The organism is Gammaproteobacteria bacterium (assembly GCA_021647245.1).
In the GTDB taxonomy this organism is placed as follows: domain Bacteria; phylum Pseudomonadota; class Gammaproteobacteria; order RBG-16-57-12; family RBG-16-57-12; genus JAFLJP01.
Window position 1 is genome coordinate 17636 of the sequence record JAKIVC010000003.1, and the last position, 17075, is coordinate 34710.

Below are 17075 nucleotides of genomic sequence, written 5' to 3' on the forward strand. Positions count from 1 at the left end.
TTAGTTAACAAGCCAAGCCAAACCAACACCCAGCAATACGAACAGTGTGATCGCACTACGCCAATGACAACGCAACCGTGTTGAATCCTGTCGTTCCAGCCAATCTTGTAGCTGTTTCACCCTTTTTAACCCCGCCTGATGCCAATGGCAATACCAAGCAGGCAGCTTACGAAATAAAGCACCGCAACCCACCCATACACGTTCAACCAAAGGGGCTGAACGATACGGCGGCAACACCACAGCCCCCCGTGAGCAGATAAAACCCGCCACCGATAAACTGATGCCGATTAGCGCAATCAGTGGATAGACAAGTGTGCCATACGGCTGCCACCATAACGGCTCAAGCAGAACCAGCCCAACGAACGCGGTGACCACGCCACTGGCAAGCAAACTCGCTCTGGCAAGGGGCATACCCTGTACAGAGCGCTGAAAAAACCACCACCCTGCATACAGTATAGAGGCTCCACCAGCGACCATAAGCAACCACCCCAGTCGTCCATCGTGCAGATAGCCCAATGGCAACCAACGTATCAAGGTGAACAGCGCCATAACAACAGGCAACACCAGTAGCAGAGCAGAAAAAGGGCTGGCTGACCGATAACTGGCGCAGAGCCAGAAATGGGCAGGCCAGAGCCCCGCTTTTAAAATAACCGCGCCAAACACCATCAACAGGTAAGGTGTACTGAAATCCGTCAAAGAAGATAAAGAGAGCTGTTGATGGTTAAAGGCAGACAATAGCAGTGCCTCAAAAAGCAGCAGATCAGCGATGATCAGGCAGATCAAATAGTAGCGAGCCGCCTGCTGAACCGCTCTACTCTGCCCGCAAACTAATAACCCATAAAACCCATAGCCCATTAGTGTTGAAAAACTAAAAAAACCCACCTTATCACTGGCCAATACCACCCCTAAGCTGCCTGCCAAAGTGATTAGATAGAGGGTATTTTGCCAATGGGCTACCGTGTACTGTGGATCACGCCGCTGCGTCGCAGCCAATACCCAGATGAAAACCACCGCAGCCACTACCCAACGGCGCTCACCGTCAACACTCACTCCCACACCCAGTAATAACCAGGAGAGCGTCGAGCTCAAGTCTACAGGCAGCCATACCAGCAACAGCGCAGGTAAAATAGCAAGGTAATCAGGCGTGGGAAGAGAGCGGCGTACCGCCGGTATCGCCAACAAGAGTGGCCAGCCCACAACAACCCACAACACAACACCATAGGGGTCACTGTTGATCATGGGACAAACTCCCGCTGCACTACAAACTGAACCCACGCCAAAGGGCTGAAGGGAGCCAGCGCCAGCAGACCAACAGCCAGTGCCAGCAGCGCCGTCACCACGGGTGGTAACAACAGTGCCCAGGCGGTCTCTTTATCTCCGAACTTACGCTCTTCTGGCCATGAGTCTGGGGGTTCGCGGAACCAGGCCGCATGTAAAATGGGCAAAAAATAGGCCGCATTCATTAGCGTACTGGCGGCTAATATTAAAATCAGCCACCCCTGATTCATCTCCAATGCGCCCATACCCAGATACCACTTACTGATAAAACCGGCCACGGGTGGTGCACCGATCATACCGAAAGCACCGACAGTAAATGCGGCCATGGTCCACGGCATACGCCGCCCCACACCGTTCATCTCACTCACCTTGTGAATACCCAGGGTTTCGGCCAGATTACCGGCACAGAAAAACAGCGTAATTTTCATCAACCCCTGATGTACTAGATGCACCATACCACCCACTGCGGCAATGGGTCCTGCAATCGCCACACCCAACGTGATATAGGCCACTTGACTGACCGTGGAAAACGCCAGCCGACGCTTTAGATCATCCTGAAACAGTGCCCGTAGTGAGCCGTAGAGAATGGTGATCGCAGCCAATATTACCAGTGGCCCGGTCACCCCCAGCAGCGTCGCAAAGTCGACACCAAAGACATCATAAACCACACGAATAATGCCAAACGCACCGGCCTTCACCACCGCCACCGCGTGCAACAGTGCACTCACCGGTGCAGGTGCCACCATCGCCTCGGGTAACCAGCCGTGTAACGGCACCAGTGCCGCTTTGACACCCAAACCGGCAATCAACAACACAAAAATCATAATGAGTGCCGGATGATGTTGCTCATCCATATCGTCCAGAAAGCCCTGTGGGGTAAACTCCAGCGTGCCACTCAAGGTATAGAGCCAGACAATAGCGACCAACAGCAGCGCACCTCCTGCCATGGTATAGCGCAGATAAATCTTGCCTGCACGCCGTGACGCTTCTGTACCACGGTGCATAATCAAAGGGTAAGTTGCCAGAGTCAGAAGCTCATAAAAAAGCAGAAAAGTGATCAAGTTACCTGCCAGGGCCAGCCCGACCGTGGCGGTCACACAGAGACTGAAGAAACCAAAAAAACGGCTTCGATTGGGTGAGCCTTCCAGATAGCCAATGGCATATACCGTAGTCACCAGCCATAATAGCGAAGAGAGCGTAACAAACAGCAGTGACAACGCATCAGCACGCAACACCAACTCCAGCTGCGGTAACAGCGCCCACCTCACTTCATAGTGTTGACCGTGATAAACCCCCCATAACATCGCCGCGACCAGTGCCATTTTCAACAGTGCGCCGCACAAGTTAAGTGCGGTTCGCAACTTCACCTGCCGTTCAGCCAGCCCAAAGATAATCACCCCCGGTATCAGTGAGCTGGCAATCACCAGTAGTGGCAACCATACACTCCAGTTCATCTCTCCACCCCGCCAAAAGGATTACCAATATCCAGCAGTGCAAACACCCAAGGGGCTGTGAGGCCCAACAAAATTGAAGAGAGGGCCAACAGCAGTGCGGCCCACTCCATGCTCGCAGGGATCGATTTCGGCTCATGTGTCGCGGTCGAGCGGGTAAATGCGTAACCCACCACCTTAAAGATGTAAGCAGATGCCAGTAGCCCGCCAACCACCATAACGGCTCCCAGCAGCCAATACCCCTGCTCTATTGCAGCCTCCAGCAACAACCACTTGCCAATAAAACCACCACTGGGTGGTAACCCCATAATGCTCACTCCGGCCAAGGCAAAAGCGGCGGTACTGATGGGCAAACGCTGCACCGCTCTATCCAGCTCTGCAATTCGATCATGGCCACCAAACAGCAGTAGATTACCCGCTGCCAGAAACATCGCCGCCTTGGCCAGGGCATGGGAGAGCATCAGATAAGAGACCCCATTCCATAACATCGTTCCGGCGGCGGCTGCCAATGGAAATGCCACGAAAAGATAGCCGATCTGCGCCACCGTCGAGTAGGCTACCAGTAGTTTAAGGCGTGTTTGGCGTAGCGCCCGCCAGGAACCCCAGAGTATCGCCAGTGCCCCAAGCAGCCCCAACAGCAGCGCCACATCACCACCCAGCGGGGAAAATAGCTCCCGCCACAAACGTAAAAAAATATAGAACGAAGCCTTTACCAGCAGTGCTGAGAGCAGTGCACTGATCGGTGCTGGCGCACTGGCATGGGCGGGGGGCAACCAAAAATGCAATGGAAACAGTGCTGTCTTCAGCAGCAGCCCAGCCCCCATCAAACCCAGCGCCGCCCAAACCACTGGGCTGCTATCAATGCGTTCAGCCAACAGTGCAATATCCACGGTGCCATAACTGTGATAGAGCAGTGCCACACCGAGCAGATAGGTCAATGAACCCAACAGTGTGGCCAACAGGTAACGCATCGCGCCATTCAGTGCATCGCGCCCACCTTTCAAAGCAACCAACGCAACAGCGGCCAGGCCCACCATCTCCAGGGTGATATAGAGGTTAAAAATATCAGCGGATAAAAATAGCGCATTCAATGCTGCCAACAGCAGGAGCCAGAGCGGCCAAAACACTCGCGCCTGTTTTTGGCTGAAGTAGCTCCGTGCATAGAGAGTAACCGCCAGCCCCACCAGCGCGGTCATTACCAGCATCAACAGGCTCAGGCCGTCACCATAAAGGTCAATGCCTAGTGGTGCTCCCCACCCACCTACTGCATGCTGGTAAACACCTTGGCAATATAGCTGCCAACCAAAAGCGCCCACGACCAGCGTGACCAGTATCACCGCTACCACTCCCGTAAGAGCGGCCAGTCGGGGCAAAACAAAACAGAATATGGCGGCGGCTAATGGCAGTAGAATCAACAGGGCACCCCAGGGGATTTCACTGCTCAGCACCCTGGCTACTCCTCTGATTGATCAGACAGCTCGGCACAGCGATTTTCTATCGCTACCCGCACCATTAACGTAAGCGCTAAGGCTGTCGCGGCAACCGTTACGACGATTCCGGTAATCACCATGGCGTGGGGAACGGCATCAGGAAAGGATGTCACGCTACGTTTTGTTAGTGCAATCAACAACAGAAACACCCCACTGCCCATGACATTGATCGCGAGAATTTTGCGCAACAGATGGGCGTGCACAATCAGTGCGTACAACCCCAAAGAGAAGAGTCCGATACCCACCAAGGCATATAGGAGAGCAGTACTCATCCCGACTCCTTATTGGAGGCGCGGGGACGATAGCCCAAAAATAGCGCAGCAAGGGTAACCGCGATAGAGAACGTAGCGGCGACCTCCAGGATAAAAATCAACTTACCCGCATGTTGTGGCGGATAGGCCAGCAGTCCCACATCCAGCAGGGTTAGCCCGGCAAGGGCCACGAAAGTGGCAGGGCCCGCCACCAACACCAGCCGCAGCGCCCACCCGCTCAGCAGATGTTGAAGAGGCCAGCCAGCCAATAATAGCAGCACCATCGCTGCCGCCAACACCGCGCCTGCCTGAAAAGCACCACCCGGTGCATCGGCACCCGCCCAAAGTAGATAGGCGGCCACCAGAATCAGTAGCGGCGTTAAAAACTGCACCAGGGTAGTGAGCACCTGGCCAGCGGGCTTCTCTCGCGTGGGTGCGCTTCTACCCAGTGACCAGACCCCCAGCAGTGCCAACAACAACACCATTAACTCAAGTAGTGTGTCGTAGCCGCGAAAGTTGAGCAGTACCGCAGTGACCGGGTTATTGACTCCACTGCTCGCAAGGTTACTGGCAATTTCAGCACCCAAGCCTGGCGCACTCTCAGGCAGTGATAACACCACGGAACCCAACCCGACAGCAACCAGTAGCAGTGTCAGCCGTAACAGCCAGTAGCCTTTTTCATCTGCCAGAGACTCTGATGTGTCCCGCGATGGCAATTTTGCCAGCGCCGCCATTAGGAGTGCACCGGTTAACCCCGCACCAATCGCCGCCTCTGCCAGCGCCACATCGGGGGCATCGAGGCGTACCCAGGCAAGCGCCATCAACAGACCAAAAGCGACAAACAGTACGATCGCCTTGAATAGATCCCTGCTCTCAAGTAGCTGCCAAGCCAACCAAAGCAACCCTAATCCCAGCAGAACATCGAACAGCATCACTAACAGTGTCACTTTTTCCATGGGCGAACCCCCTGTTTCAAGGCACTACTGGCAATTAGATGTGCGACACTGGCACCCGCCAGCAGCACCAACCCCCAGATCAGTAGCAACTTCCCCACCACAGCCCAGGACTCCGCCTGTATCGCTAACCCCGCAATCATCAGGCCCAAGCCAACATTATCCGCCTTGGTGAGTGCATGCAGACGAGTGTAGAGGTCAGGAAAACGCAACAGCCCGACAGTGCCTGCCAGGAAAAAAAAACCTCCGGCTATTAACAGAGTGGCAGAGAGATAATCACTGGCGCTCATGGCTCGACCCGATACGCCGCACAAAGGCCACTGCGGTGACTGCCGCCAGCAAGGCAAACAGCAGTGCCACATCCCGTAACGCTGGCGTGGCGAAACGCTCCGCCAACAACAGTAAAATAGCCACCGCAGTGGTGCCAAACAGCTGACTGGCCAGCATCCGATCCGCTGCACTTGGCCCACGCAAAACTCGCCACAGGCCTGCCAGCAGGTTCAACAGCAAAAAAAAAGCAACCCCAAGATACAGCATATCCATACGGTTTTACTCCACTGGAGAGACAAATCCTTCCGGTTTAATCGCCATCACCGAGCACTCAATTTGATTGAGTATCGACTCCGCCGTGTTACCCATAATAAAACCAGGCACACCAGTACGCGCCACCGTACCCATCACCAGAAGATCGGCATTAATCTCTTTTGCCAGTCGCGGAACCTCTTTGCGCACACCCCCTTTGATTAGATGAATTTCAGGCTTAAGATAATCCAGCGTATCCTGCCCCACCGTTTCGGCCACTTCGTGCATCAACTGATCCATGCTGGATTGGTGTTGCTGGCGCACCTGCTCCACATAGGTGTTAATTTTCTCTTCGGTGTTACTCATAAACCCAGAACGCATAATCCCCTCACCAATCGCTTCCCAGATATGCACAATGTGCAGCTCAGCCGAGTTGGAGAGTGCCAGTGAACTGGCCATTTCAAGGATTTTACGGCTCGCACTTCGTAGCCGTTCTACCTCTTCAGCGGAACCCGCTTCACTCTCATCAACATCCACTGCCGCTAGAATACGTTGATGATTTTGAGATGTGTTTGGTCTAATCAGCCAAACCGGAGAGGGACATTTGCGCATCAAGTGCATATCATCACTGCCAAACACCCGCGTCAGCCAATCCTCTGTCTCGGTCACTTTGATCACCAGATCATAGTTGTGACACAAGACTGCACGGATAATAACCAGAAAAGGGGTTCCCTGTAACACCTTGTAGTGGATCTCAATTCGTTCACGGTAGGGGGCAACCAACGCCTGCAGATTTTTAGTGTGAAAGTTATTCATCGCCTGCTGCAACTCCTCCCCGCTCAGCCCCTCACAAGGCAGATTAGAGCCAGCAGTCTGTTCGATCACATCGACAACCGTCAGCCTGGCCTGATTCTTTTCAGCCAACGAAACAGCCCGTTCCAATGCCGGTTTACTCTGGTCACCCGGTTCCACAACACAAAGAATATTTTTAAATCTTTTCATCTTATTCCACTCCGTCAGAACCCATTAATGAGGCGTCAAATATATGTGCCACTCGTACCTCCAGCTGTCGTAACTCTGCCAAACAATTTTCCCGTCCACCCAGCAGGTGCACTTGCAATACATTTCCATCAACTGCCGCACTCAATGTGCCCGGCAGTAGCGTGACACAATTGACCATCACCACCCGTGATAACCCAGCAGGTAACCGCAGCCGGTAGCAGAGCAGTGCGGGGGTAATAGGCAGTTGTGGATGAAAAGCACGCCAAGCCACATCAGCCCCACCCAGCAGTGAACGTATCAGGAAAAAGGGGATAAACCGAAACAGTGCGTGCCACACCAAACGCTGTGGCGGCAGTAGCAAAATACTCACAAGCAGTGCCAACACGACCGCCGGAACCCCGAGCCACCAAGAGGCCGCCACTCCGCCACTAAGAGACCACCAGATAAATGCCAGAAACAGACCGCGCAGCAGAGTCGATGAAAACCACTGTTGCCGTCCTGTATCACTCATCACGAGCCTCCTTCGCGGCTGGCTGCAAAAGCCGATCAACCGCCTCACCGGCAGCATCGGCATAAGGCACCATCACCAGGTCGGCACCCGCCTGCTCCAGCCGACCCGCCTCAGTGACACTATGTGCAGTCACTGCAATACGCCCTTGGTAGCCAAGATCTTGCAAGGTATGAATCAGTGAGTGGCTCACATGACGCTCCCGCGCCGTACAGATCACCCATTCGACATTATCCAGAGAGAGAGAAGCCACAAACTCAGGATCTTCCGCATCGCCAAATAACACCGAGTGCCCCATATCATCCCCGGAGCGTATCAATTCAGGATTATAATCGACACCCTGCACACGGCAGCCGCGCTCCCGCAGCACTTGAGCAATACTCGCCCCGTACCGCCCCAGACCAAACAGAATCACCTCACGATCACCACTTTCGGATTTAACCGCTTGCTCGTTCTCGCGATAAGGATTCTTGCGCTCAAACAGCGTTAACCAAGGGGCTAGGCGCTCATAAATAGGATGAGAGAAGATAATCATGTAGGTCGATACACTAATGGTGATCAACCCCACCAAAGTAATCAGCCCCATGGTTTCAACATTGATATGGCCCAGGCTTAAACCCAGCGCACCCAAAATAAGCGAAAACTCACTGATCTGCGCCACCGTTAATCCGGCTAAAAACCCGGTTCGTTTTCGGTACCCCAAAAAACCCATAATAACCATCACGATCAATGGATTGCCAATCAATACAAACAGGGAGAAGATGATCGCTTCGGGAATTTGCGTTCCCAGCAAGGCAAGATCCAGGCGTGCACCCAGATCAATAAAGAAAAACAGCAGCAAGAAGTCTCGCAGACTTACCAGCCGTGCACCCAGCGCATCGCGATAAGGTGTTGATGCCAGCGAAACACCCGCAACAAAGGCACCCACCTCTTTACTAAAGCCCAAGGTGTCGCCCAGCATCGCCAAACTCACTGCCCAAGCAATACCAAACAGCACCAGCAGCTCCTGAGAGCTAGCGAGCAACCCCAACAGGCGTGGTAAAACATAACGGGTGATTAATGCCACCACCACCAGAAAAGCGATGCCTTTCAGTAGTACGGACAGTGCGGCCATGGAGATCGGCATATCATCGGTCTGAGCCAGTGCATTCAGCCCGATCATCACCAACACCACAATCAGGTCCTGAACAATCAGAAAACCCAGTGCGATGCGCCCGTGCAAGGTATCAACTTCACGTTTATCCGAGAGCAACTTGACGATAATGATGGTACTGGAGAAGGTTAAAGCAACTGCCACATAAAGGGCTGCAATCGGAGTCATTCCCATGGTGATCGCAATGAGATAACCAAATACACTGGTGAAAATGACCTGTCCCAGCCCCGTCGCTAGCGCCACCGGCCCCATGGTGCGGATAATATGAAGATCCAGCTTAAGCCCCACCACAAACAGCAGCAGAGTAATACCAAACTTTGCCAGCAGGTCAATCTGATCATTAGCACTGACCAAGCCCAACACCGATGGGCCGACCAGAATACCCACCGCAATAAAGGAGACAATCAATGGTTGCCGCAAGCGCACGCCCACAGCACCTACTGCTGCCGCTATCAACAGCAGCACCGCCATTTCTGTGAAAATATCAGGGAAAACGCCAACGCTCAATGCTTTACACCCCCTAACGGGTTAACCCATCAATGTAGTGACCAAACCAACCATCACATCCCGAGTAATATAAATAAGACCACCTGCCTTAAATATAGTTTAGAAATGCCTAATTTTCCTCACATTTTTAGGCTATTACACAGATAAAATCACACCGTTTCACTCCACACGACAATCAAAGGGCAAATTTGAAAGCCAAGCTAAATTGATGGTAAAATATCAATTAGTTATGCTTTTTTAACCAGCTAAAACCTGTCAAAAAACCAAGAATAGGAAAGGCCAATGGGTTTAGCTAAATTCAAGCTTTATTAACCAACAACAACAAGGAGATATGCTAATGGACGCTTTAACCGGCCAACAAGCATCGGATATTTTAAATGTATATTTGATCCCCTGGGGGATCAAAATTATCACTGCCATTGCAATTTTCATCATCGGTCGCTGGGTTGCGCGAGCACTTACCAAGACTGCCGGACGCGTCATGGGGAAGAGTGGTGTTGATGAAACCCTGAGTGACTTTCTTGGCAAAATCATCTACGCCCTCTTACTGATTGCGGTCATTATTGCGGCCCTTGAGCAGCTTGGCGTCAACACTACCTCGGCGATTGCCATCTTTGCTGCGGCCGGTTTAGCCATCGGCATGGCGCTTAAAGACACGCTCTCCAACTTCTCTGCTGGCGTTATGCTGATTCTATTCAAGCCTTTTAAAAATGGCGACTTCATTGAGGCGGGCGGCGTAACGGGTGTGGTTGAAAAAATATCGGTCTTCAGCACCATCATGCGCACCGGTGACAACAAAGAGGTTATCGTACCTAACTCCGGCATATATGGCGGCACCATTACCAACTACTCCGCCAAAGAGACCCGCCGTGTTGATATGGTTTTTGGTATCGGTTATGACGACAACATCAAGCAGGCCAAACAACTGATTGAACAGATATTGAATGCCGATGAGCGAGTGCTTAAAGATCCCGCCCCCACCATTGCAGTGGGAGAACTTGCCGATAGTAGCGTTAATATCAACGTAAGACCCTGGGTAAAGTCAGCCGACTACTGGGGCGTTTACGCCGACACGCTAGAGAACGTAAAAGAGATTTTTGATGCCAACGGCATCAGCATTCCCTACCCACAGATGGATGTACACAACCCAACTGTTCAAGCAGAGACCCCTGAAAAAGCGGCCTAGGAGGAGGCTGTCGAACTTAAGTGATCGTAGCGAGGGAAAGCTATTTTGAGTCCATTTTTTTGATCGTTTGAGGCGAATATTGGCATATTCAACGAAAAGGATCGGAGAAATGGGCCGGAATGGCTTTTCCGCAGTAAAGGCCGGGCATTTACCCGGCCTTTTTCACTTCAATCACACCACACCCTGCGGCAACTCAAAACAGGCAGAGAGTGAAGCCGCAAAGGCGCTCCCCAGACTTTCTGTAACAGCGACTGCTGTGTTTTCAACTCACCACTACTCCAGCAACGCAGAAGGGATGGCCTAGCCTGTGAGTTAAGTAAGTTTCGCTCAGCTAACTGCTGCTGCAAACGCCGTGCAACCGCTGAACCACTCTCCACCACGGCAACCCCCTCACCCACTCGCTCAGTAATTAACGAACGAATTAACGGATAGTGAGTGCAACCCAAAATCAGGGTATCAATGTGTGCTTGGCGTAATGGCGCAAGATATTGATCCAGCAACTCACCCAGTGCAACTGAGGAGAAATCACCCGCCTCAATCACCTCTACCAAGCCGGGACAAGCTTGATTAATAACCGAAATATGGCGGGCATGTTGGCGTAACAAAGATTCATACTTTTTGCTGCTCAAGGTACCGGCTGTTGCCAGCACGCCCACCCTCCCCGTACGGGTGATCTCTCCCGCCGGTTTTATGGCAGGTTCCATGGCGATAATAGGCAGGGTATATCGAGCACGCAGCGGGCCAATTGCCGCAGCGGTTGCCGTATTGCAGGCCACCACAATCGCCTTGGCACCTTGTTCAATCAGCCAATCGACACAGGCGATGCTGCGCTGACAAATCTGAACTTGTGACTTCTCACCGTAGGGAGCATAGTGTGAATCGGCAATATAGCAGAGCGACTCATGGGGCATTAGCTGACGAATCTCGTGCAATACCGAGAGACCGCCTAACCCTGAATCAAAAACACCAATTGGTGCAGAAGGAGACACTGCCCACTACTCACTATCGGTTGCGTCAGCCGTCTGTTGTTCAGGTTTATAACGAAAGGCGATACCACCCACCACAAACGCACTAGCCAAGATCGCGCCGGTAATAAAAAAATTCACAAAAATAAACGGTAAAAAGATCAGTCCGGCGGCAATAAGAATTGCGTTATCGGTCAAACCACTACGACGTGCAAGCCAGAACATAAAAGGTGCCATCAGCACAAAAAAGAGTACATTTTTTGCCAGATAACCCAATTGATCCTCAACAATATTATCTTTTTGGTTTAACTCCTGAAGCAACCTATCAAGCCGCTCTTTTTTCTCAGGATCAACCTCAGGCTCCGCCACCATCTCCGTATACAGCGCCTGATACTCCAACATAGTTGACGCAGAGGCCGGCAGCAGGTAATTACTCACCAAAAATGCACCGACCACCGAGAGCCATAACATCAGAAAAACTTTTAAAAACTGCTTCATGTTGCAACCGCCATAATTTACGCAAAATATGGGGGCATAATACCTAGCCTTGCATCAAAAACATAGCCCCAAAAATCCACCAGGGTTGATATTGAGTCTTAAATCAACCTGTTTACTGAAAAATCACTTAAAATCCAGAAGGCATAAAATAATAGGTGATATCTTTTGTTGAGCTGCCGCTACACTACAGATGATTATTTCATTAACCCGTTCGAGGATCGCTCATTCTCGGTTGCAACGATAATAAAGGAATTAACGATGAAAAAACTCGCCTTCGCCATGGCACTTATCATTCCATTTGCAGCACATGCACAACCGCTGTTTCACCCATCAGGCAGCAACTTAACCAACGGTATGAGCAGCAATAGCCCCTCCGTCATCAGCATCACCAACAACCCTGCTGCCGCCGCAGCCACCCTCACCAGAGAAGAGAACAGCACCACTACTGCAATCGGTGTAATCAGCTCGATTGGTATCTCCACCGAACTGGGCCAAGTGGATAATTTCTCACAGCAGATTGATGACCTGAGCACACAACTTGATCGAACCAACCTCACACTCGCTGAAGGCCAGCAGATCGAAAGCGATTTTAACGACTTCCTGCTTCTGGCAGAAAGAGACGGGTATTTGATCATTAATGCCGCTGCCCACGTTCCGGCCATGCCTTTCATGATTAACAGTGAAACATTGGGAGGAGCGATCACTCTCGATATTAACGCAGCTGTGCAAGCCTATTTAGGTGTTCTTTCAGCACCACTCTCATATAACGCAATAACGCAGGAGATGACGACTGACTCCGCATTCTATATAAAGGGCGCTACCGTTTTAGAGGCCAGCGTTGGCTATAGCCGAAAGGTATGGAATAATCAGCACGGTAATCTATTTGCTGGCGTTACCGGAAAATATTATCAGGTTGGGCTCAGTAAAAATGTCATTCCACTGATGGATGATGCAAACAACGATGTTGGCGATACGCTTGCAGATGAGTTTGAGCAAAACCAGAATACCTCCACAGGCATCGGCATCGATCTGGGGGTGTTGTGGGTCGCCAACAACTATAGCCTCGGCGCAACCCTCGCCAACGCCAATTCACCCCGCTTTGATTATGGCGAAATCGGTAACGACTGCAACCTATTAACCGGTAGCGCACAGAGTAACTGCCTTGCCGCAGCCACCCACAGTAACAAAATAGACCTCACCGAAACCTACACTATGGATGCCCAACTGCGTATTGAAGGCTCACTCCACTCTCAAAACAAACATTGGCAACTCAGTGCCTCATATGATGGTAATGCCGTATACGGCCCGGTGGGTAATGAGATGCAGTGGGCCACCCTGGCGGTTGGCTACGCCCCTGACAACTGGATTCCAGGTGTTCGTGTAGGTTATCGTAAAAATATGGCTGGCAGCGAGCTGAGCATGGCAACCTTTGGCCTCACGTTAATAAAAGGGCTTAATCTCGATGTCGGCTATGGTCTGGAAGAGGTTGAAGAGGATGGCGAAAAATACCCGCGCACCTTGGCAGTAAACCTTGGACTCGAGATGCGCTTCTGAGGTAAAAACTGGATTTTTAATCTGATCAGCAGTAAGCCACTACCAGTGGTACGCGCATTTCAGCTTCGCTCAGGCCGCCGTGTTGGCCGATCATCTGCAGGTCGGCTTCTCCCGGTAGGCGTTGGGTGAGAATATAGTTCTCTTTCATCTCCAAGACAAACTCACCTACCCGATGCTTTAGTTCTGGGTGGGCTTGGCCTAGACCAAACAGCCCCTGTGCAATGAGGTTCTCGCCCCGGTGAATAGTCAGCGCATGCCCTAACTGCTGCTCTACCCGCTCAACAAAGCGTTTCTGCTGGCTGTTTTGCACATAGCAATAGGCTAGGCGTGGTTCGCCACACAACGGGATTTGCAGGCAATCCATAATTTCCGGGTAATCATTAATCGAGAGGCGACTCTCCGGAGTAGTGTTAATGAAGCCGTGGTCGGCGGTTAGCAGCAACAGTGTCTGGCTACCTGCCAGCTGCTGTTGAAGCTTTTCAAAACCTCGGTTCAGTTTAGCGAAGTGTTTGGCGAGCTGCTTACTCTCCGTGCCATATTTATGGGCCAGTGTGTCAAATTGGGGCCAGTAGGCGTAGAGGTATTTGGCTTGTTCATCCTGCTGAACAACTTCAGCAATTTTATCGAAATAGTCACTCACACCACGGTGTAGTATCAGCTCACTTTTTCCCAACAGCGAGTCGTTGAATGCCGACTCACCCAACCAGTCCGGCATCAGTGTGTAGCTGGCGACGTTTAGCTGATCCGAAAAAGGTTTGTGGTTAAACAGCTGCTGGGGTGTCATACCGTTGGCACCCAGGTCGCTGCGATTACCGCGCATGGCGAAGGGGAGCACCGTCACCACACCACCCACTTCACGCAGCCAAGTGAACCAACCAGTCAGACCGTGCTGTTGCGGCGCTACACCGGTTAAAAAAGTGGTAATGGAAGCGGCGGTGGTGGGGGGTGCCACAGCATCTAGAGCGCAGTGCAGCTGTTGCTGTAGTGAGCTACCGTGGCCCTGATTGGTGAGGTAGTCGTAGCCGAGTCCATCGACCACCAACAACACTACATTTTTAGCATCACTGAGCTGTGCGCAGCTGAAATCCCGCAGCGCTGGGTATAACCCCGGTTCACCGCCACACCCCTGGCGAATGGAGCTGACAAGGTTAACGATGGAGCCACCCTGGTAATCAGGAATACGCATTAGCAGTGCCGTTAGGGTCTATCTGACGGTGGCGAAGCATCATTTGGATGGTGTTAATATTTCTACACCACCCATATAGGGTTGTAGCGCGGCGGGTATTTTTACACTGCCATCGGCTTGTTGATAGTTTTCCAGAATAGCCACTAACGCGCGGCCAACGGCCAAGCCTGAACCATTCACCGTATGTAATAACTCGGGCTTACCCGTCTCCGGGTTACGCCAACGCGCTTTCATTCGCCGCGCCTGAAAACTTTCAAAATTTGAGCATGAAGATATTTCACGGTAAGCCTGCTGCCCTGGCAGCCACACTTCAAGATCGTAGGTTTTTGTGGCCGAGAAACCCATATCACCAGCACAAAGCACCATTTTACGATAGGGTAAACCAAGTATCTGTAAGATCTTCTCGGCGTGGCCCGTCAACGCTTCAAGCGCATCGTAAGAGTCACTTGGACGCACCATCTGTACCATCTCAACCTTCTCAAATTGATGTTGGCGAATCATGCCACGGGTGTCACGGCCATAAGAGCCTGCCTCGCTGCGAAAACAGGGGGTGTGTGCGGCATAGCGCAGTGGCATCTGCTGATCATCGATAATCTCACCGCGCACCATGTTGGTCACCGGCACCTCGGCGGTAGGGATCAGGTAGTAGCCATGGTCATCGCCGATGTAGAAGAGATCCTCTTCAAACTTGGGTAGCTGTCCCGTCCCCTTCAAACTGTCACGATTAACCAAGTAAGGGACGTAGCACTCCACATAACCGTGTTCGCCGGTATGTGTATCCAGCATGAGCTGAATCAGTGCGCGGTGCAGACGCGCCAGTGGGCCGACAATAGTGGAGAAGCGTGAGCCGGTTAATTTAGCCGCTGTTTCGAAATCAAGCCCCAGCTTTTCACCCAGGTCAACATGGTCTTTAACCTCAAAATCGAATGATGTGGGTTCACCCCAGCGAGCAATTTCAACATTATCCTCTTCATTCAGGCCTGCGGGCACCGACTCGTGGGGCAGGTTGGGCAGCCCCAGGAGGATCTCATTCATCTCATCCTGAACACCACTGAGCTGCTGCTCGGCTGCTTTCAATTTATCACCAAGGGAAGCAACAGCATCCAGCAGCGGCTGAACATCTTCACCTTTGGCCTTGCTCTGGCCAATCTGTTTGGAGCGACTATTTCGCTCGGCCTGGAGTGTTTGAGTGGCCACTTGAATCGCTTTACGCTGGCTCTCCAGCTCAGCAATCCGGCTGGTTTCCAGTTGAAAACCACGTACTTTCAGTTGTTGTGCAATACCGTCCAGGTCAGTTCGCAGCAGATGTGGGTCAAGCATATTTATATTCTCTATTCAGATAATAACAGTGCCCTAATCTTCGGATAGGGTATCGGCTTTAAGGGCTACCATTTACATTAACCTGCCACCACACTAGGTGACCGGGCTTTACCAGTGACCCGAGATGCTCGATAGCTTTTTCAACCTTTTCCGGCGTATCGAAAAACTCAACCACAATCGGCAGATCCAGCGACAAATTGACCAAGCTCCAGGTATGAATATCTCCCGAGCCGCCAAAGCCACTGATGCCACGAAAGACAGTCACACCACGTAACTTTTCCCAGTCGTGCAGGCGTTTCATCAGTGTCGAGAGTTGCGCTTCTCCCTCGCTCAGATAGATACGCACCATGGTAATGGTTTCACCGTTCATAATTGCCTCCCCGCTATCATACCAACCCACGCCGCTGCGATACACAATATTACACTCAACAGCACATTGAGCACCGCTTTGGCCAGTTCACCACTCTCTATTAGCGCAATGCTCTCGATGGAAAAAGTGGAGAAGGTGGTAAACGCACCCAGCAAACCAACCAGCAGTGCGGCTCGCCACTCTGGCGATAGTGCAGTGCGCTCTATCAACCAAACATAGAGAAAACCCATCAGCAATGAACCCAGCACATTCACCACCAAAGTACCGTAGGGAAAACCGCGACCCATTTGAGCGTAAACCCAGCCGGAGACCCAAAAGCGCAGCAGCGCACCGGTAGCACCCCCCACAGCAATGGCTATTATCTGATTCATGTGGTGAGTATACCCCATCCTGGGTTGGGGTAAAAAAGAGAAATCGGTTAGAATTATCCGATGATCTATCAACTATTAAGAGTCTGCTTCTCTCTCCTGCCTATCATTATGGGGTTGTTCATCCTCTCCAACACCCTGCTTAATCTAAATGCCAGCCTACAAGCGGTAGATTGGCCCACAACACAAGGGCAGATGAGAAGCTACAACGATGGCAGCATCATCAACTACAGCGGTGTAAACAGTGCCAGCCTGCAGTATCACTACCGTGTCAACGGGGTAGAATACTCAAGTCAACGCGCCGCTTTTGGTGGTGGAAAAATAAGAGATACCCAGCAGTTGGACGCACAATCGCTGACGGTTTACTACAACCCGATCAATCACAGTGAGTCGGTGCTCTATGTGGGCTTCCATTTCAGCTATCTACTGCACGCCTTGATTGCAATCGCACTTATGCTACTCGGCAAGCACCTCTGGCATCGACTCAAATAACCCCCATAAAAAAGGGGCGTA

General features: G+C 51.8%; 19 protein-coding genes. 3 read left to right on the forward strand and 16 right to left on the reverse strand.

What is annotated here, in order from left to right; all coding sequences use genetic code 11:
* Genes L3J94_01395 through L3J94_01440 form a run of 10 tightly spaced genes read right to left on the reverse strand, consistent with a single transcriptional unit; the run spans position 1 to position 9079 of the window.
* A complete protein-coding gene (locus L3J94_01395; protein MCF6217409.1) occupies positions 1–1239 on the reverse strand; it encodes a hypothetical protein in 1239 nt (412 codons plus the stop codon).
* Positions 1236–2732 carry a monovalent cation/H+ antiporter subunit D family protein gene (locus tag L3J94_01400; protein MCF6217410.1) on the reverse strand — a complete coding sequence of 499 codons (1497 nt, stop codon included), beginning with the start codon at positions 2730–2732 and terminating at the stop codon, positions 1236–1238. The genes L3J94_01395 and L3J94_01400 overlap by 4 nt, the downstream gene beginning before the upstream one ends.
* Positions 2729–4177: an oxidoreductase gene (locus L3J94_01405; GenBank protein ID MCF6217411.1), complete on the reverse strand. Its 1449-nt coding sequence runs from the start codon at positions 4175–4177 to the stop codon at positions 2729–2731. Before L3J94_01405 ends, L3J94_01400 begins: the two co-directional genes overlap by 4 nt.
* Before the next feature lie 5 nt (positions 4178–4182).
* On the reverse strand, positions 4183–4491 hold the full coding sequence (locus tag L3J94_01410; protein MCF6217412.1) for an NADH-quinone oxidoreductase subunit K: 309 nt from the start codon (positions 4489–4491) through the stop codon (positions 4183–4185).
* On the reverse strand, positions 4488–5426 hold the full coding sequence (locus L3J94_01415; protein MCF6217413.1) for a DUF4040 domain-containing protein: 939 nt from the start codon (positions 5424–5426) through the stop codon (positions 4488–4490). Before L3J94_01415 ends, L3J94_01410 begins: the two co-directional genes overlap by 4 nt.
* A complete protein-coding gene (gene mnhG / locus L3J94_01420; GenBank protein MCF6217414.1) occupies positions 5414–5713 on the reverse strand; it encodes a monovalent cation/H(+) antiporter subunit G in 300 nt (99 codons plus the stop codon). The genes L3J94_01415 and mnhG overlap by 13 nt, the downstream gene beginning before the upstream one ends.
* Complete coding sequence (locus tag L3J94_01425) at positions 5700–5966, reverse strand: monovalent cation/H+ antiporter complex subunit F (GenBank protein MCF6217415.1); 267 nt, start codon at positions 5964–5966, stop codon at positions 5700–5702. The genes mnhG and L3J94_01425 overlap by 14 nt, the downstream gene beginning before the upstream one ends.
* Before the next feature lie 6 nt (positions 5967–5972).
* Positions 5973–6947: a universal stress protein gene (locus tag L3J94_01430; GenBank protein MCF6217416.1), complete on the reverse strand. Its 975-nt coding sequence runs from the start codon at positions 6945–6947 to the stop codon at positions 5973–5975.
* 1 nt (position 6948) lies between these two features.
* Positions 6949–7458, reverse strand: coding sequence for a Na+/H+ antiporter subunit E (locus L3J94_01435; protein MCF6217417.1), 510 nt, complete (start codon positions 7456–7458; stop codon positions 6949–6951).
* Positions 7451–9079 (reverse strand): cation:proton antiporter, encoded by a 1629-nt coding sequence (locus L3J94_01440; protein MCF6217418.1) that lies wholly within the window; start codon positions 9077–9079, stop codon positions 7451–7453. Before L3J94_01440 ends, L3J94_01435 begins: the two co-directional genes overlap by 8 nt.
* A gap of 373 nt (positions 9080–9452) precedes the next feature.
* On the opposite strand from L3J94_01440, the gene L3J94_01445 reads away from it, so the two are divergent.
* Positions 9453–10301 (forward strand): mechanosensitive ion channel, encoded by an 849-nt coding sequence (locus L3J94_01445; protein MCF6217419.1) that lies wholly within the window; start codon positions 9453–9455, stop codon positions 10299–10301.
* Positions 10302–10468: 167 nt separating this feature from the next.
* On the opposite strand, the gene murI is transcribed toward L3J94_01445, so the two are convergent.
* Positions 10469–11290 (reverse strand): glutamate racemase, encoded by an 822-nt coding sequence (gene murI / locus L3J94_01450; protein ID MCF6217420.1) that lies wholly within the window; start codon positions 11288–11290, stop codon positions 10469–10471.
* 6 nt (positions 11291–11296) lie between these two features.
* Positions 11297–11764, reverse strand: a complete 468-nt coding sequence (locus L3J94_01455) for a hypothetical protein (protein ID MCF6217421.1) — start codon at positions 11762–11764, stop codon at positions 11297–11299.
* A 258-nt stretch (positions 11765–12022) separates the two neighbouring features.
* Here L3J94_01455 and L3J94_01460 point away from each other — a divergent pair, with 258 nt between their 5' ends.
* Complete coding sequence (locus tag L3J94_01460; GenBank protein ID MCF6217422.1) at positions 12023–13318, forward strand: conjugal transfer protein TraF; 1296 nt, start codon at positions 12023–12025, stop codon at positions 13316–13318.
* 25 nt (positions 13319–13343) lie between these two features.
* On the opposite strand, the gene L3J94_01465 is transcribed toward L3J94_01460, so the two are convergent.
* From L3J94_01465 to crcB, 4 genes are read right to left on the reverse strand one after another with little or no spacing between them, the layout of a single operon-like run.
* Positions 13344–14504 (reverse strand): alkaline phosphatase family protein, encoded by a 1161-nt coding sequence (locus L3J94_01465; GenBank protein MCF6217423.1) that lies wholly within the window; start codon positions 14502–14504, stop codon positions 13344–13346.
* 39 nt (positions 14505–14543) lie between these two features.
* Complete coding sequence (gene serS / locus L3J94_01470) at positions 14544–15824, reverse strand: serine--tRNA ligase (protein ID MCF6217424.1); 1281 nt, start codon at positions 15822–15824, stop codon at positions 14544–14546.
* A gap of 58 nt (positions 15825–15882) precedes the next feature.
* Positions 15883–16194 (reverse strand): DUF190 domain-containing protein, encoded by a 312-nt coding sequence (locus L3J94_01475; protein ID MCF6217425.1) that lies wholly within the window; start codon positions 16192–16194, stop codon positions 15883–15885.
* The gene (gene crcB, locus L3J94_01480) at positions 16191–16565 is read right to left on the reverse strand and encodes a fluoride efflux transporter CrcB (GenBank protein MCF6217426.1); all 375 of its coding nucleotides are present in this window, start codon (positions 16563–16565) and stop codon (positions 16191–16193) included. Before crcB ends, L3J94_01475 begins: the two co-directional genes overlap by 4 nt.
* Positions 16566–16625: 60 nt before the next feature.
* Here crcB and L3J94_01485 point away from each other — a divergent pair, with 60 nt between their 5' ends.
* Positions 16626–17054, forward strand: coding sequence for a DUF3592 domain-containing protein (locus L3J94_01485; GenBank protein MCF6217427.1), 429 nt, complete (start codon positions 16626–16628; stop codon positions 17052–17054).
* The last annotated feature ends 21 nt before the right edge of the window (positions 17055–17075 follow it).

Bases quoted from the DNA above. Each gene is read 5' to 3' on its own strand.
- L3J94_01395 (MCF6217409.1), bottom strand. From the start codon at position 1,239: ATGATCAACAGTGACCCCTATGGTGTTGTGTTGTGGGTTGTTGTGGGC.
- L3J94_01400 (MCF6217410.1), bottom strand. From the start codon at position 2,732: ATGAACTGGAGTGTATGGTTGCCACTACTGGTGATTGCCAGCTCACTG.
- L3J94_01410 (MCF6217412.1), bottom strand. From the start codon at position 4,491: ATGAGTACTGCTCTCCTATATGCCTTGGTGGGTATCGGACTCTTCTCT.
- L3J94_01415 (MCF6217413.1), bottom strand. From the start codon at position 5,426: ATGGAAAAAGTGACACTGTTAGTGATGCTGTTCGATGTTCTGCTGGGA.
- mnhG (MCF6217414.1), bottom strand. From the start codon at position 5,713: ATGAGCGCCAGTGATTATCTCTCTGCCACTCTGTTAATAGCCGGAGGT.
- L3J94_01425 (MCF6217415.1), bottom strand. From the start codon at position 5,966: ATGGATATGCTGTATCTTGGGGTTGCTTTTTTTTTGCTGTTGAACCTG.
- L3J94_01430 (MCF6217416.1), bottom strand. From the start codon at position 6,947: ATGAAAAGATTTAAAAATATTCTTTGTGTTGTGGAACCGGGTGACCAG.
- L3J94_01435 (MCF6217417.1), bottom strand. From the start codon at position 7,458: ATGAGTGATACAGGACGGCAACAGTGGTTTTCATCGACTCTGCTGCGC.
- L3J94_01440 (MCF6217418.1), bottom strand. From the start codon at position 9,079: ATGGCGGTGCTGCTGTTGATAGCGGCAGCAGTAGGTGCTGTGGGCGTG.
- L3J94_01445 (MCF6217419.1), top strand. From the start codon at position 9,453: ATGGACGCTTTAACCGGCCAACAAGCATCGGATATTTTAAATGTATAT.
- L3J94_01455 (MCF6217421.1), bottom strand. From the start codon at position 11,764: ATGAAGCAGTTTTTAAAAGTTTTTCTGATGTTATGGCTCTCGGTGGTC.
- L3J94_01460 (MCF6217422.1), top strand. From the start codon at position 12,023: ATGAAAAAACTCGCCTTCGCCATGGCACTTATCATTCCATTTGCAGCA.
- L3J94_01465 (MCF6217423.1), bottom strand. From the start codon at position 14,504: ATGCGTATTCCTGATTACCAGGGTGGCTCCATCGTTAACCTTGTCAGC.
- serS (MCF6217424.1), bottom strand. From the start codon at position 15,824: ATGCTTGACCCACATCTGCTGCGAACTGACCTGGACGGTATTGCACAA.
- L3J94_01475 (MCF6217425.1), bottom strand. From the start codon at position 16,194: ATGAACGGTGAAACCATTACCATGGTGCGTATCTATCTGAGCGAGGGA.
- crcB (MCF6217426.1), bottom strand. From the start codon at position 16,565: ATGAATCAGATAATAGCCATTGCTGTGGGGGGTGCTACCGGTGCGCTG.
- L3J94_01485 (MCF6217427.1), top strand. From the start codon at position 16,626: ATGATCTATCAACTATTAAGAGTCTGCTTCTCTCTCCTGCCTATCATT.